We start from the raw sequence: 15,173 nt of genomic DNA, 5'->3' as shown, positions 1-15,173 counted from the left end.
TCAGCGCCCTTCGAATTTCGGGGGGCGCTTTTGCATGAAGGCCACGACACCCTCGGCGAAGTCGCGCGAACGTCCGCAATCCCCCTGCAGATGGGCCTCTTTAGCCAGTTGTTGGGGCAGCGTATTTTCATACGTGCCGCGAATGGCCTGTTTGATCGCGCCAAACCCGGCGGTCGGACCCTTGGCCAGATAGGCCGCCCGTTTTCGCCATTGCGCCTCGAATTCATCGTCGGCGACAGCTTCCCAGATCAATCCCCATTCATCCGCTTGCCGGGCGCTGATCTTGTCGGCAAAAAGCGCGGCGCCCATGGCTTTGGCAAAGCCCATCTGGCGCGGCATGAACCACGTACCGCCGGCATCGGGCAACAAACCGATCCGGGCAAAAGCCTGTAGGAAATAGGCGCTTTCGGTCGCAATCACGACATCGGCACACAGTGCCAGGTTTGCCCCGGCCCCGGCCGCTGGGCCGTTGACCGCCGCAATCGTCGGAACCGGACAATCGTAAATCGTTTCCAGCATCGGTTCGTATTCGTCGCGCAGCGTGCGTTCCAGATCGACCTTGCCCGTGCTTGAGGCATCGCCCAGATCCTGCCCCGAACAAAACGCATCCCCCGCCCCTGTCAGAACGATCGCCCGTGCGTGCCGCGTGGCGTGTTTCATCGCGTGGGTGACCTCGGCCCGCATCTGCGCGGTCATCGCGTTCATCTTGTCTGGCCGGTTCAGGGTCACAACCGCCAAATCGTCCGTGATATCCAACAGGACCGTTTCGTATTCCATGAAATCCTCCCCAAATCAGAGCTTGAGGGAACCCTGAACCATATGACACGGAAGGAAAAGACGAACCCTGGGTCAGTCTTCAAGAATCTGGCGCAAACGCTCTTTCTCGGCCTCGCTCAGAGTTTCGTTTTCCCCGGCGGCCTGCACCTGCGAACGCTTGCGCAGAAAGTTCCATCCCATGGCGGCGGCAATCAGCAGCATGATCGGACCGGCCAGCCACAGCATCAGGTTCGAACCCGTGGTTGTGGGTTTTAACAGCACGTATTCGCCATAGCGATCCACGATGAAATCCAACGCCTCCTGATCGGTGTCCCCGGCCACCAACCGTTCGCGCAGCAACAGGCGCAGGTCCCGGGCAAGCTCGGCGTTGCTTTCGTCAATGCTTTCGTTGCGGCAAACCAGGCAACGCAAGCCGGTGCTGAGGTCGCGCGCGCGTTGTTCAAGCACCGGATCATCCAGAACTTCGTCCGGCTGCACCGCCCAGACGGGCGATGCAATCAGCATCAGGATCAACAGCAGCCGCATCATTCCGCCGGCACCCCGCCGGATGGGGCTTTGCGCGCCCCGGCTGCAACACGGAACCTGCGATCCGACAGGCTGAGCGCGCCGCCCAGAGACATCAGGATACACCCGGCCCAAATCCAGTTCGCCAGCGGTTTGATATACGTGCGCATGACCCAGCCCCCATCTGCTTGCTGATCGCCAATCACAACATAGAGATCCCGGAAGAAACGGTAGTCAATTGCGGCTTCCGTCGTGGGCATCCGTGCCACGGGATAGTCCCGCTTTTCCGGATGCAGCGTCCCGATGGCGCGCCCGTTCTTTTCGACTTTCACATCGGCGGTGGTCGAGAAATAGTTCGGACCTTCGACGAGGCGGACATCCTCCAGCGTCAGTGTGAATTGTCCGACCTCGAAAGGCTGGCCGGGTTGGGCAACGCGGATGTCCTCGACTTCCCAGGCGGTCAGACCGGCAATGGCGAACATGGTGACCCCCAAGCCGGAATGGGCCACGGCCTTGCCCCAATCCGCGCCAGGCAGGCGGAACAGACGTCCAAGGTTGCCCCTGCGGCCCGTACGGCTCCACAAGTCCACGGCCGCGCCGAATGTGATCCAGGCGCCCAGGAACAATCCAACAGGACCCAGCGCGCTGCGCCCCGTCTGCATCGCCCAGACCAGCAAGGCCAAAGCGACTGCCAGTACAAACGCATAGCGCAGCGAATACGCCGCCCTGCCCAACCTGCCCCGCTTCCACGGCAACATTGCCCCGACGGGCAGCACAATTCCCAGCACAACCATGAACGGCGTGAAGGCCGAATTGAAAAACGGCGCCCCGACCGAGAGTTTGCGGTCAAAAGCCATCTCGGCCACCATCGGCCAGAGCGTTCCGAAGAACACGACGAAACAACTGACGGCCAGCAGAATGTTGTTCAGCACCAACGCGCTTTCGCGGCTGACCATTCCGAACACGCCCTTGGCCTCCATCGTCTGCGCACGCGCGGCAAACAGCGTCAGCGCCCCGCCGATGAAGATCACCAGAATGAACAGGATGAACACCCCACGCTCGGGGTCATTGGCGAATGCATGGACCGAGGTCAGCAGACCCGATCGCACGATAAAGGTGCCGATCAGCGAAAACCCGAACGCGATGATCGCCAGCAGGATGGTCCAGCTTTTCAGCGCTTCGCGCTTTTCCACCACGATGGCAGAATGCAAAAGGGCGGCGGCCAGAAGCCAGGGCATGAAAGATGCGTTTTCAACCGGGTCCCAGAACCAGAACCCGCCCCAGCCCAGTTCGTAATACGCCCACCAGGACCCCAAAGCGATCCCAATGGTCAGGAATATCCATGCCGCCAGCGTCCATGGCCGCACCCACCGGCCCCAAGCGGCGTCAACACGCCCTTCGATCAAGGCCGCGACGGCAAAGCTGAAGGCCATGCTCAACCCGACATAGCCCAGATACAAAAACGGCGGATGAAAGGCCAAACCGGGGTCCTGAAGCAGCGGGTTTAGGTCGCGCCCGTCAAAAGGTGCTACGATCAGGCGATCAAAGGGATTCGAGGTGAAAAGGATAAAGGCGAAAAACGCCACCCCAATCGCAGCCTGAACCGCCAGAACCCGCGCTTTCAGGGTCGGCGGAAGGCCACCCCCGAAATATGCCGCCATTGCACCAAACAACGCAACGATTAGCACCCACAGCAGCATGGAACCTTCGTGGTTCCCCCATGTTCCGCTGATCTTGTAAAGCATGGGTTTGGCCGAATGACTGTTTTCAACCACGATCCGCAGCGAGAAATCGGATGTCACAAACGCCCAGACCAGCGCACCAAACGAAAAGGCCACCAGCAGAAACTGAATAATCGCCGCAGGTTCGGCAAAGGTCATCCATCCGGTCCAGCGTTTGGCGGCCCCGATCAGGGGAACGACCGATTGCACGATGGCAACCAGAAAGGCGAGTATCAGGGCAAAGTGGCCAAGTTCTGTAATCATGGCCCCGGATATAATCCCGATACCGGGTAAGCACCAATCACTTTCGCCCGGCTGAGACGAGCATAGTGTCGCGGTTCAGGCGTGGCGTCTGCGCCGCCAGTCTTCAAGGGCCGGGTTGCTATCCGGATGCGTCGCACGCTGCACCAGTTCAGCGTTGCCGCCGGCATCGGCCGCACCGATACTATCAGCGCGCATCGTTTTCAGCCTTTCCAGATTGGCCAGAACCTGAGGCGTACGCTGCATCGTCGCCGAAATCTCACGCTGCAGATCCTGCACCTTGGTCTGGTGGCGCGCGCCGAAATAGAACGACACAATGACACCCAGCAGCCACCACAAAGGCTCGGGCACCAGTGCAACGCCCTGCATCCGCGCAGCAAACCACAGCGGATCGACCATTGCCGCCACAAACAGGCCCAGCGTTCCCAGTGCCATCGCCGGGCGTGGCAGGCGATTCAGCCCGTCCATAAAGCGGTCGAAGACACCCTTTTTCGGCACCTGGTATTCAGCCCCGAACTGAGCCATCGCCTGCTGCTGCAACGCCAGCCCCCGTCTGGCTCCTTCCTCGGAGTTTTCCCGAAATACTTCGACGGTTTCGCGCACGACGTTGCGGCCGCCGCCAAACAGAAATGCCAACACGCCCGAGATCAGCCCCATTCGGATACCCTTTGTTTGAATTCACTGTCGCTGAGATGATATGCGGGCGAGACGAACTCTTCCGCGCGGCGGATCCACCCGCCTTTGCCGCCGGCTCGGGTTCGCGCATATTTGCGCGAAGCGGGTCTGAGGTCTGCCAGCCGAAAGTAGTAGTTTCGCCGCGCTACCCCATAAGCGTCCCTCAGCGCCGTTGGCTCGGGTCTGGCCGCCTCATGGCAGACCCGCGCAGTTTCCGGGCCGACAATGCCATCCACCGCAATGGCAAAGCCCATGTCCCGCAGCAGGCGCTGCAAAATCCTGATGGCCTGAACACCTGCGTTGACGTACATGTCGAACACAGTCGCCTGCACCGACCGGGGCAGCAAGTCCAGTCGCGGCAGTTCGAAGTAGTGGCGTACAAAGATGTCGGTGGCCTGCGATTTGCTCAGCATTTTCACATCGGTGCGGTCGACGACACCATCGCCGGACAGATCCAATCCCAGACGGCGCATCGTGTGGATGGTCACACCGTATTTTGTCGCCCCGCCCGGGTCGTCGGGATCGTCCACAAACCCGCCTTCTCTCGCCACGATTTCAGCTGCTATCTGTCGAACCGTCTGCATCGTCTGCCCCCGCGATTGGTTGCACAAAAGGCTCGGGCAGTTCAGTTAACACGAACAAACGAAACAGGGCGCCGCGCGGGAACTTTGCGCAACGCCCTGTTAAAAATGCTGAGGAAAGAGGACTGGGTCAGCTTTCGCCGGGTTCCTTATAGACACCCTGTTCTTTCAAGGCGTCCACCACTTCTTTCGGCATATAAGTCTCGTCGTGTTTCGCAAGGATTTCAGTGGCTTCAAATACGCCGTTCACGTAAGTTCCCGTGCCGACCATGCCCTGATTTTCCGCAAACAGGTCCGGCAGCACGCCCTTGAAGGCCACAGGTACGCTTTCCCCGCCGTCTGTCACCACAAAACGCACGGTTTCGCCCTGCCCGCGGACGATGGAACCTTCTTCAACCAGACCGCCAATCCGGAACACTTCGCTGGGCTGAGGCGGTTCCGCGATCACCTGGCTGGGTGAGCGGAAAAAGTTGATGCCGTCTCGCATGGCGTAACCGATCAACCCCGTCGCCAACACCAGGGCCACGACGGCCAGCAGAATGACTTGTACACGACGGCGTTTCTTGAGCGTTTTCATTTCATCCTCACGGGAACAGCGGGGCCATCATCAGCCCTGCGGTTTCGGTTTCACCTAACATCAGGTTGGCGTTCTGCAAGGCTTGCCCGCTGCTACCTTTTGTCAGGTTATCCAAGGCGCCCACCACGATTGCGCGGCGCTCGATCCGGTCGCCGACAACCCCGATATGGCAGAAGTTCGAACCCCGCACATGATGGGTCGACGGGGTTTCCCCAAACGGCAGCATCCGGATAAAGGGTTCATTTTCATAGGCTTTGGCAAGCGTCTCATACACGCTTTGCGGATCGCCTTTGACGTAGGTCGTCGCCAGAATTCCCCGGTTTGCGGGGATCAGGTGCGGTGTAAACTGCACATGAACGGTCCGACCGGCCAGCGCCGAGAACTCCTGATCGAATTCGCCAAGATGCCGGTGCGTCCCGCCTACAGCATAGGCGTTGTACCCCTCGCTGAGTTCGGCGTGCAGCAGGTTTTCCTTTAGCGACCGGCCTGCGCCCGACACGGCACATTTCAGGTCCAGCACAATGTCGTCCAGATCGATGACGCCAGCCGAAATCAGCGGGCGCAGCACATACTGACCCGTCGCCGCATTACACCCGGTTCCGGCCACCAGTCGCGCATTGCAGATGTCATCGCGGTAAAACTCGGTCAGGCCGTAAACGGCCTCTGCCTGCTGCTCCAAGGCGCTGTGCGGATTGCCGTACCATTTTTCATATTCATCCGCGTCCCGCAGCCGGAAATCCGCCGATAGGTCAATGATTTTCAGATCGTTCGGCAGGTCGCGAATGACCTCCTGGCTGGTTTTGTGTGGCAGGGCGCAAAAGCACAGGTCAATCTGCGAAAAGTCAATCTCGGAGATTTTGCACAGGTCCGGCAGGTCCATATGGCGAAGATGCGGAAACACCTGGGCCATGGACATCCCCGCCTTCCGTTCCGCGGCAAGCGCGACGATGTCCATATTCGGGTGCTCGGCGATCAGCCGCACCAATTCGGCGCCGGTATAGCCGGATGCGCCCAGAATTGCGATTTTGTGGGTCATGTCAGACCTCTTGATCCATTGTGTCACATGTCACGACCGCCGATGCGACGGTCATCGAATAAGAGATAGCAGATGGTGCCGTCCTTGACCGAAGTCAGGCCGCCTCGAACGAGATTTGTCGTCGGAGGAACTGAGTCGCCCGGTCGCTGACAAACCCGGGCTTGCCGGTCGTCAGAAAGCCGCCTTGCGCCGCGCCCTGCATGTTCGGGTGACGCTGAAGATAGTCCGCAAGGCTTTCGGCGACCAGATCGCCCTGGCTGAACACCTGAACATCCGGTCCAAGCGCCTTTTGGAAGGTTTCGGCCATCAGCGGGTAATGGGTGCAACCCAGAATGGCCGCCTGCGGCTCTGGCATCTTGCGTTTCAGCGCGTCTACATGGCTGCGCACCAGCGCTTCGGCCAGAATCATGTCGCCGTCTTCAATCGCGTCGACGACACCACCGCAGGCCTGCGCTTCGACATCCACACCGATCGCACGGAAAGCCAGCTCGCGCTGAAATGCCCGGCTGGACACGGTCGCCGGCGTGGCAAACAGGGCCACATGCTTGACCGCAACTTCGCGCGGCGGGCTGTTGTCGCCCCATTGCCGTTCGGTCAGCGCCTCGATCAGCGGCACGAATACACCCAGAACGCGTTTGCCTTCGGGCACTCCTTCTTCCTGCATCCGGCGCAGTGCGGCCGCGCTGGCGGTATTGCAGGCCAGAATCACCAGATCGCATCCCCGCTGCCACAGGTCCGTCACGGCGCTGCGGGTCAGGTCATAGATGTTTTCGGCATCGCGCACGCCGTACGGCGCGTGCGCGCTGTCCGCGAAATACAGAAAATCAACGTCCGGCAGACGTTTCTGCGCGGCGTCCAGAACGGTCAGACCGCCCAAACCAGAATCAAAAATGCCTACTGCCATGTGCCCCTTTAGGCGCGATGCCGTTCCTCGAATTCATAGCCGTAGTCATAGGACTTTAACGGCGTCGGAGACAGCTCATACGTGGCTTTGCGCAAGAAATCCATCATCTTGCGCGTGTCCTTCGCCAACGGGTCCAGAACATCACGCCCGATGGGGTCGCCAACAACGACGCGGACAGGGCTGTCGACGCGTTTCTTGAACTCTTTGATCAGCAGACCCATGCGCAACGTGTAATGCAGGTGGCTGGCGATCTGGAACAGGCGCGAGGTGTGGCCGTCAAAGAAAACCGGAACCACGGTCGCATTGGACTTGGCCACCATTCTGGCCGTGAACCCGCGCCAACCCGGATCCATGGGGTGCGAGAACGGCCTCAGCCCGGTGCTGACCGTGCCGCCTGGAAAAATCCCGATTGCCCCGCCATCACCCAGATAGTTCAGGGCGGTTTTCCGCGTCTCAAGGTTCTGCTTCATTGCCTCCTTCGTTTCGTCGAAGGAAATCGGCAGAATGATACGGTTCAGGTCTTCGGCCTTGCGAAAGACGCGGTGCGCCAGAATGCGGAAGTCGCCACGTGTCTCGGACAGGATATGGCCCATCATCAACCCATCCAGAATGCCATAGGGATGGTTGGCGATCAGGATCAGGGGACCCGACTTTGGGATGTTCGACAAAGACCCGCCAACAACATCCAGCGACAGGCCATAGCGTTCCACCATGACCGACCAGAAATCGCGGCCGTTCGCGACTTCTTTCTCATAACCGTCCGCGCGCTTGATCAGGCGCATGCGCCCGGTTGTGTTCTCCATCAGCTTGATCACCATCCGCCCGCCTTTGGTCTCGGCGGAATAGGCGTAGGATATGTCACGAGCGACATGATGGCGCGAAGGCATTCGAGTCTCCAAGTTTGCTGCCTGCAAAATAGGTGCAAGCAACAATTTTGCCTAGATATCGTGACAGGCTTGTGACGTTTTATTCGGCAGCGGCCTGCATTTCCGGTCCCCCGTCACGAATTGTTGCCAAAAGTTCTTCACGGCGCTTGGCGGCCTTGGCCTCGTTTTCCATCAACACCGGTCCGAAGCCGCGGATGTCCAGCGGCAGGCGCGCAAGTGCCACCACCGCGTCCCGGGTTTGCGCGGACACAAGAGGTGCTACCTCTTTCATGTCGCGCTCATATTGCCGTATCAAAGCACGCTCCATGCGCCGTTCGGCGGTATAGCCAAAGATGTCCAGCGGCGTGCCGCGCAGAGCTTTCAGCCTGGCCAGAACCTTCAGCGGCCCCAGCATCCATTCGCCATAGGCCCGTTTCCGGGGCCGCCCATCCGTGCCCGTGCCCCCAAGGATCGGCGGTGCAAGGTGGAACGTCATCCGGAAATCGCCATCGAACTCAGCCGCGGCTTTTTCGCGGCTGCTGAGCAGAAGCCGTGCAACCTCGTACTCGTCCTTGTAGGACAGCAACTTGTGATAGCCTTTGGCGACGGCCGCGCGGATGGTTTCATCCTCGAAACTATCCACCAGTTTGCGATAACGTTTTGCCAGTCGGTTGCCCTGATATTCGGACAGATGCGTTGCGCGGTAATCCACGATCTGCTCCAGCGTTCTGGGCAGTTCGGCGATTGTCGGGGTCAGAATCTCTGTGACCTCTGCAGGGTGCAGAACAGCCCACCGACCGATATCGAAGGCACGCTTGTTGCGCTCGACTGCGGTGCCGTTCAATTCGATCGCCTGCATAACCGCGCCGTGGCTGACCGGCAGCAACCCGCGCTGCCAGGCGGCTCCAAAGACCATCATGTTGGAATAGATCGAATCGCCCATGACCGCGCGCGCCAGTTCGGTCGCGTCAAACAGGGACACGTCCTCTTTCAGGCGCGCCTGCAGCGCCAGTTCCAGACGGTCGCCCGGAATTTGAAACTCGGTATCACGGGTGAAATCACCAGTGACCGTTTCATGGTTGTTGACGACCGCCCCGGTCTGACCGCTGCGCGTTAGGCCCAGCGTCTTGGCCCCGGCCGAGACGACCAGATCACCGCCGATCAGGGCATGGGCCTCGCCGGTTGCGACCCGAATGGCGCTGATGTCTTCGGGGCGATTGGCCAGACGACAGTGGATATGCACAGCTCCGCCCTTTTGGGCCAGGCCCGCCATCTCCATCATGCCGGCACCCTTGCCGTCAATTTGAGCCGCCTGTGCCAGCACCGCACCTAGTGTCACGACTCCCGTGCCACCGATGCCGGTGATCACCACGTTATGCGTTCCCCTGATCCGCGGAAGCTCCGGCATCGGCAAATCGGGCAGGTCAATCTCTGTCGTGGCTTCCTTGCGGATCCTGGCCCCTTCCAAAGTCACGAACGAAGGGCAGAACCCGTTCAGGCAGGAAAAGTCCTTGTTGCAGCTGGACTGGTCGATGGCGCGCTTGCGGCCAAGTTCCGTATCTTTCGGCACAATCGAAACGCAGTTGGATTGCACGCCGCAATCGCCGCAGCCTTCACAAATGTCAGTGTTGATAAAGACCCGCTTATCCGGGTCGGGAAAAGCACCGCGCTTGCGGCGACGCCGTTTTTCCGCAGCGCAGGTCTGAATATAGACGATGACCGAAACGCCTTCGATCTCACGGTACCTTTCCTGCACATGCATCAGATCGGCACGCTCAAAGGTTTCGACGCCGGCAGGCAGCGCCTTGAAGTTCACGTCCTCTTTTTCGTCATAAACCACGGCGACCTCCCGGACGCCCATGGCCTTGACCTCCTGCACGATCCGTTCTGCGGTCAGGTCGCCCTCGTTGCCTTGCCCGCCGGTCATCGCGACCGCATCGTTGAACAAAATCTTGAAGGTGATGTTCGTACCCGCGGACAATGCCGCCCGGATCGCCTGAACGCCCGAGTGGTTGTAGGTGCCGTCGCCCAGATTCTGAAACACGTGCTTGGTGGTTGAAAACGGCTCTTCCCCGATCCAGTTCGCCCCTTCGCCGCCCATCTGGGTGAACCCGGATGTGTTGCGATCCATCCACTGCACCATGTAATGGCACCCGATGCCTGCATAAGCGCGGCTGCCTTCCGGCAATCTGGTCGAACTGTTATGCGGGCAGCCCGAGCAGAAATAGGGCAGACGCGTCGCAATCTCTTCCGCGTTGTCGGCCCGGCGCGCCTCGGACAGGCTTGCAAGACCGGCCCGCACGCCGTCGGTTTCGCGCCCCTCCTCGATCAGGATTTCACCCAGCTTTTCGGCGATCATGATCGGATCAAGCGCGCCGCGCGTCGGGAACAGCTCTTCGCGGTGCAGCGTCCCCGCTCCGCCCTTGTACCAGCCATACACGCGACGCCCGCGCCGGTCGTCAAAGATGGCTTCCTTCACCTGAACTTCGATCAGCTTGCGCTTTTCCTCGACGATGACGATCAGATCCAGCCCTTCGGCCCAGTCGTGGAAGCCCGCCATATCCAGCGGGAAGGTCTGCCCGACCTTGTACGTCGTGATACCCAGACGCTCGGCTTCGGCCTCGTCAATATTCAGCAGCGACATGGCGTGCGCCAGGTCCAGCCAGTTCTTTCCGGCGGCAACCAGTCCGATTTTGGCGCCCGGCTTGCCCCAGACCCGTTTGTCCATCTTGTTGGCGTGAGAGAAGGTTTCCGCCGCAAAGCGCTTAAAGTCGATAATGCGCGATTCCTGCAGATGCGGGGTGTCGCCCAAACGGATGTTCAGCCCCCCATCGGGCATGTCGAACGACGGCACCGCAACGCGCATCCGATCCGGGCTGCCATCGACGACCGAGGTGACCTCGATCGTGTCCTTCATCGTCTTCAACCCGACCCAGACGCCGGCAAAGCGGCTGAGCGCAAAGCCATAGATGCCATAGTCCAGAATTTCCTGCACACCGGCGGGGCTGACGATTGGCATATACATATCGACCAGTGACCATTCGGACTGATGCAGCACGGTCGAGCTTTCGCCGGTATGGTCGTCGCCCATCGCCATCAGCACGCCGCCATGCTGTGCTGTACCCGCCATATTCGCGTGCCGCATCACGTCGCCCGACCGGTCCACGCCCGGCCCCTTGCCGTACCAAAGGCCGAAAACACCGTCAAAGCGCCCGTCCCCGCGCAGCCCTGCCTGCTGGCTACCCCAAAGCGCGGTCGCCGCCAAATCCTCGTTCAGCCCGAACTGAAATGTGACATCGCTTTCGGCAAGTTGCTTTTCGGCGCGCATCATCTGCTGGTCGACCGCCCCAAGCGGTGAGCCGCGATAGCCCGTGACCAGACCGGCGGTGTTCAGCCCTGCTGCTTTGTCGCGCGCTTTTTGCATCAGCATCAGGCGCACCAGCGCTTGTGTCCCGTTCAGAAGAACGGGGTTCTTTTCCAGATCGAACCGGTCGTTGAGCGATATTTGTGGCTGACTCATCAGACGCCTCCCCTCGTCAGATCAGTGTGCTTCATTAATTTGCATTTTAGGTCATATATTCTGACCTGCATAGTGTTTATCCTCTGAATCCCAAGGATTTTGCGGTTTGAATGTGGAAGTTGTCACCTATTTCATATAGGCGTTCCGAAGAATAACGAAAGTTGCGACGATGGATTGGGACAAGCTTAGGATATTTCACGCAGTGGCGGACGCAGGCAGCCTGACCCATGCGGGGGACAAGCTGAACCTGTCGCAATCCGCGGTCAGCCGGCAAATTCGCGCGCTGGAAGAGTCGCTTGATTCGACCCTGTTTCACCGCCATGCGCGCGGGTTGATCCTGACCGAACAGGGCGAGTTGCTGTTCGACGCGACCTCGGCCATGTCCAAACGTCTGGACGCAGCCGCCGCGCGCATTCGTGACAGCGAAGAAGAGGTGTTCGGCGTTCTGCGTGTCACCACGACCTTTGGCTTTGGCACTCTTTGGCTAGCGCCCCGCCTGCCCAAGCTTTATGAACAGTATCCCGACCTCAACATTGACCTGATGCTGGAGGAACGGGTGCTGGATCTGCCCATGCGTGAGGCCGACGTGGCCATCCGCATGAAAGAACCAAGCCAGGCCGATCTGGTGCGCAAGCGTCTGATGACGGTCCAGATGCAGCTTTACGCGACGCAGGAATACCTGGCGGATAACGGTGAGCCGAAATCGCTGGATGATATTTCAGACCACAGGCTGATTTGCCAAACGCCGTCCGCCCCGCAGGTGGGCGCCAGCGCTGCGATGGTGCGGCATCTGATGACGTATAACCCCGGATCCTTGCTGACGGTGAACAATTACTTTGGCGTGCTTCAGGGCGTGCTGCACAATCTTGGGATCGGCGTGCTTCCGGATTACGTGACGCAGGACTTCCCGCACCTGCTGCCCATCCTGTCAGATGTTGAAACCGCTGACGTGCCTGTATACCTCGCCTACCCCGAGGAACTGCGCCATTCCAAGCGCGTCGCGGCCTTCCGCGACTTTGTTCAGGATGAGATCATCGCGCAGCGTAAGCAATTGAAGCAACAGGGAAAACTCTAGCTATGCGCCGCGGGCATAGCGGACATGACCATAGATCAGTCTGAAACATCTTGATCGTTAACAAACTGATCCCTAAATGAGCACTCGAAGGCGGTGATGCTGAAACGCTCATCATCTTCATACCTCCCTGTTGGACTACGGCCGAGCTTAGTGCTCGGCCTTTTTTTTTGCTCAGAACGCAGACATTCGCGGCGGTTGAGGGAAAACATTTGGGAAAGTCGGGTACTTAGACCTATGATCACAAAAAAATCACGAAGACTTGTGTTCGAGGACAGATTTGATGTTTCACCCAATTCGTCTTCTTTTGGCGATTATTTCCGTCTTGTGGCTTTCAACCCCGTTGATCGCCCAGCAAAGCGACGCCACGCAGCCATCCACCGCTGTCAGCATTCCGGATGATCTGACGCCGGAACAGGTGGACGATCTGGTCGCGCGCATGTCGGATGATCAGGTCCGCGCCATTTTGCTTGAGCGGCTGGATGCGGTGGCCGAACAACGCGCGGCCGAGGCCGAGGAACGCGAAGACCCAATCACCGAGATCAACGAAATCTGGGCCGAAATGGTGGCATCCTGGACCCATGTTCTGGTCACTGTTCCAAATATTTTCAGTGCACAGGCCCACGCTTTTCAAAACTTCCAGGGGACCTTTGGCCCTACCGGTGTCTTTGTTCTTATGGGCCTGATCCTGAGTGTTCTGGCGGCCGGTTTCGTAGCGGAAAAACTGTTCGGCCTGTTGACCCGAAAATGGCACAACAAGAACGAACAGATGGATGACAGTGATCTCTGGAGCGCAGTCAGTTACCTGTTCCGCCGGTTTTGCCACGAGATCGCCGGACTGGTCGTGTTCTACGTCGTAATCCGCGCTGTCGGGCGCGGTTTGCTGACGCCCGAACAGATCACCTATGCCGCGCCGTTTGTGTTTTATTTGATCTGGGTTCCGCGTCTGGGTGCGGCGGCTTCACGCTTTATTCTCGCCCCCAGCAAACCCCATTTCCGCCTCGTCAATATCGACGATCACTGGGCGAAGTATCTGCACCGCAATCTGATCGGCCTGCTGATCCTGATCGGGTTCACGTTGTTCCTTTTGCACTTCAACAGGCTGAACGGGATTACCGGAGGCGAAACGCGCGTGGGCTTCTGGCTTAACGCGGCGATCCACATCTATATCGGCGTGATCGCGTGGAAAGCGCGCGAAGGGCTGTCGCAGATGATGCTGGGCACGGACCCGGACCGCACCAAATTCGACGAAGAAGTCGCCCATTATTACCCCTATTTCGCAATCGGCGTGTCGGCGGTTATCTGGTTGCTGGTCGAATTTCTGGTCGCGAAACGCGATCCCGCGATCCTCGCCATGCTGGGTCGGGGTGCGCATTTCACCACCATGTTCTGGCTGTTGATCGCGCCGGCGCTCGACACGCTGATACGTGGTCTTGTGCGGCATTTGCAGCCGCCAATGCTGGGTGAGGGTCCGGTGGCCCTGCAAGCCTATAAGTCCACCAAGCGCAGCTATATCCGCATCGGCCGCGTTCTCGCGGGTATTCTGGTTATCCTGATGGTTGCCAATGCCTGGAACCTCGACCTTCGGGAAATCGCGGGCGGAGCCGAGGAATCCGGCAGCCGGATCATTCAGTTCTTCATCATCATCGCCGTCGGCTACATCCTGAACGAACTCGTTTCGCTTTGGATCAACCGCCGATTGGCCAAGGAGCAAACCGCGGCGGAACAAAGTCCCGACGAGGAAGCCGGCGAAGGCGGCGGGTCCGGCGGGTCGCGCCTGGCCACGGTCCTGCCCCTGCTTCGCGTAACCGCTCAGGTGGCGATTGCGGTGATCTTTGTCCTGCTGGCCTTGGGGGCGCTTGGTCTGGACATCACACCACTTCTGGCCGGTGCCGGTATCCTGGGCCTGGCCATCGGCTTTGGCGCGCAAAAACTGGTCTCGGATATCGTCGGGGGGATTTTCTTCCTGATCGACGACGCCTTCCGCGTCGGCGAATATGTGGATGTCGGCGGCACCACCGGAACGGTCGAGAAAATCTCGATCCGCTCCATGCAACTGCGCCACCACCGCGGACCGGTTCACACCATTCCATACGGTGAGATTCAGAAACTGACCAACTACAGCCGCGATTGGGTGATCATGAAGCTGAAATTCACTGTGCCTTTCGACACCGACCCCAACAAGGTGAAGAAGATCTTCAAGAAGATCGGGGCCGAGATGATGGAGGACGAAACCCACAAAGACGGCTTCCTGCAGCCCTTTAAATCTCAGGGTGTGTTCGATTTCGACGACGTCGGCATGATCATCCGGGGCAAGTTCATGGCCAAACCGGGCAAGCAGTTCACACTGCGCAAGGAAATCTTCAACCGGGTGAAGGCGGCGTTCAAGGAAAACGGCATCGACTTCGCCCGCCGCGAAGTGCGCGTTGCGATCCCCGGTCTGGATGAGAACGATAACCTGACCGACGAACAAAAAACCGCCGTAGGTGCGGCCGCCGCAGACGCGGTAAACAAGGGTCAGGCTCCAGCCTGACGCCGGTCTGTTACAAGCAAAAGACGGGCTCTGCTTCGCTGCCGGGCCCGTTTTTCTTTGCCTGACCCGCCCTGCGCTCACTTGACCCTTCCCACGGACGCCCCCTTGCCCTAAAAGGCCCGAAATCTCGGCCAATTTGGACACAG

The 15,173-nt window shown here is 59.4% G+C and carries 12 protein-coding genes; 2 read left to right on the top strand and 10 right to left on the bottom strand.

Translation table 11 applies throughout. From position 1 onward, the window contains the following. The 10 genes from ACXAC3_RS12345 to ACXAC3_RS12300 all read right to left on the bottom strand — a co-directional run bounded on the left by ACXAC3_RS12345 (position 1) and on the right by ACXAC3_RS12300 (position 11,422). Positions 1–777 (bottom strand): enoyl-CoA hydratase-related protein, encoded by a 777-nt coding sequence (locus ACXAC3_RS12345; RefSeq protein ID WP_475160483.1) that lies wholly within the window; start codon positions 775–777, stop codon positions 1–3. A 72-nt stretch (positions 778–849) separates the two neighbouring features. Further along, a complete protein-coding gene (locus ACXAC3_RS12340; RefSeq protein WP_475160481.1) occupies positions 850–1,305 on the bottom strand; it encodes a cytochrome c-type biogenesis protein in 456 nt (151 codons plus the stop codon). Continuing rightward, positions 1,302–3,266, bottom strand: coding sequence for a heme lyase CcmF/NrfE family subunit (locus tag ACXAC3_RS12335; protein WP_475160479.1), 1,965 nt, complete (start codon positions 3,264–3,266; stop codon positions 1,302–1,304). The genes ACXAC3_RS12340 and ACXAC3_RS12335 overlap by 4 nt, the downstream gene beginning before the upstream one ends. A 75-nt stretch (positions 3,267–3,341) precedes the next feature. Next, positions 3,342–3,920, bottom strand: a complete 579-nt coding sequence (locus ACXAC3_RS12330) for a holin family protein (protein ID WP_475160478.1) — start codon at positions 3,918–3,920, stop codon at positions 3,342–3,344. Further along, positions 3,911–4,522, bottom strand: coding sequence for a holin-associated N-acetylmuramidase (locus ACXAC3_RS12325; RefSeq protein WP_475160475.1), 612 nt, complete (start codon positions 4,520–4,522; stop codon positions 3,911–3,913). Before ACXAC3_RS12325 ends, ACXAC3_RS12330 begins: the two co-directional genes overlap by 10 nt. 127 nt (positions 4,523–4,649) lie before the next feature. Beyond that, entirely contained in the window at positions 4,650–5,096 is a 447-nt protein-coding gene (ccmE, locus tag ACXAC3_RS12320; RefSeq protein ID WP_475160471.1) for a cytochrome c maturation protein CcmE, read from the bottom strand. Between the two features lie 7 nt (positions 5,097–5,103). Next, positions 5,104–6,132: an N-acetyl-gamma-glutamyl-phosphate reductase gene (gene argC / locus ACXAC3_RS12315; protein WP_475160470.1), complete on the bottom strand. Its 1,029-nt coding sequence runs from the start codon at positions 6,130–6,132 to the stop codon at positions 5,104–5,106. 94 nt (positions 6,133–6,226) lie between these two features. Then, the gene (murI, locus tag ACXAC3_RS12310) at positions 6,227–7,036 is read right to left on the bottom strand and encodes a glutamate racemase (protein ID WP_475160467.1); all 810 of its coding nucleotides are present in this window, start codon (positions 7,034–7,036) and stop codon (positions 6,227–6,229) included. Between the two features lie 8 nt (positions 7,037–7,044). Beyond that, positions 7,045–7,923: a lysophospholipid acyltransferase family protein gene (locus ACXAC3_RS12305; RefSeq protein WP_475160465.1), complete on the bottom strand. Its 879-nt coding sequence runs from the start codon at positions 7,921–7,923 to the stop codon at positions 7,045–7,047. A gap of 79 nt (positions 7,924–8,002) precedes the next feature. Continuing rightward, positions 8,003–11,422 (bottom strand): indolepyruvate ferredoxin oxidoreductase family protein, encoded by a 3,420-nt coding sequence (locus ACXAC3_RS12300; protein WP_475160463.1) that lies wholly within the window; start codon positions 11,420–11,422, stop codon positions 8,003–8,005. Positions 11,423–11,591: 169 nt separating this feature from the next. Here ACXAC3_RS12300 and ACXAC3_RS12295 point away from each other — a divergent pair, with 169 nt between their 5' ends. Then, complete coding sequence (locus tag ACXAC3_RS12295; protein WP_475160461.1) at positions 11,592–12,497, top strand: LysR family transcriptional regulator; 906 nt, start codon at positions 11,592–11,594, stop codon at positions 12,495–12,497. A gap of 280 nt (positions 12,498–12,777) precedes the next feature. Beyond that, positions 12,778–15,027, top strand: a complete 2,250-nt coding sequence (locus ACXAC3_RS12290) for a mechanosensitive ion channel family protein (RefSeq protein WP_475160460.1) — start codon at positions 12,778–12,780, stop codon at positions 15,025–15,027. Positions 15,028–15,173: the final 146 nt, after the last annotated feature.

The organism is Ruegeria sp. ABV4_181 (assembly GCF_056158465.1).
This window is presented reverse-complemented; position numbering and strand designations above follow the sequence as displayed.

Coding starts and splice junctions, on each gene's coding strand:
- ACXAC3_RS12345 (WP_475160483.1), bottom strand. CDS start 777: ATGGAATACGAAACGGTCCTGTTGGATATCACGGACGATTTGGCGGTT.
- ACXAC3_RS12340 (WP_475160481.1), bottom strand. CDS start 1,305: ATGATGCGGCTGCTGTTGATCCTGATGCTGATTGCATCGCCCGTCTGG.
- ACXAC3_RS12335 (WP_475160479.1), bottom strand. CDS start 3,266: ATGATTACAGAACTTGGCCACTTTGCCCTGATACTCGCCTTTCTGGTT.
- ACXAC3_RS12330 (WP_475160478.1), bottom strand. CDS start 3,920: ATGGGGCTGATCTCGGGCGTGTTGGCATTTCTGTTTGGCGGCGGCCGC.
- ACXAC3_RS12325 (WP_475160475.1), bottom strand. CDS start 4,522: ATGCAGACGGTTCGACAGATAGCAGCTGAAATCGTGGCGAGAGAAGGC.
- ccmE (WP_475160471.1), bottom strand. CDS start 5,096: ATGAAAACGCTCAAGAAACGCCGTCGTGTACAAGTCATTCTGCTGGCC.
- argC (WP_475160470.1), bottom strand. CDS start 6,132: ATGACCCACAAAATCGCAATTCTGGGCGCATCCGGCTATACCGGCGCC.
- murI (WP_475160467.1), bottom strand. CDS start 7,036: ATGGCAGTAGGCATTTTTGATTCTGGTTTGGGCGGTCTGACCGTTCTG.
- ACXAC3_RS12305 (WP_475160465.1), bottom strand. CDS start 7,923: ATGCCTTCGCGCCATCATGTCGCTCGTGACATATCCTACGCCTATTCC.
- ACXAC3_RS12300 (WP_475160463.1), bottom strand. CDS start 11,422: ATGAGTCAGCCACAAATATCGCTCAACGACCGGTTCGATCTGGAAAAG.
- ACXAC3_RS12295 (WP_475160461.1), top strand. CDS start 11,592: ATGGATTGGGACAAGCTTAGGATATTTCACGCAGTGGCGGACGCAGGC.
- ACXAC3_RS12290 (WP_475160460.1), top strand. CDS start 12,778: ATGTTTCACCCAATTCGTCTTCTTTTGGCGATTATTTCCGTCTTGTGG.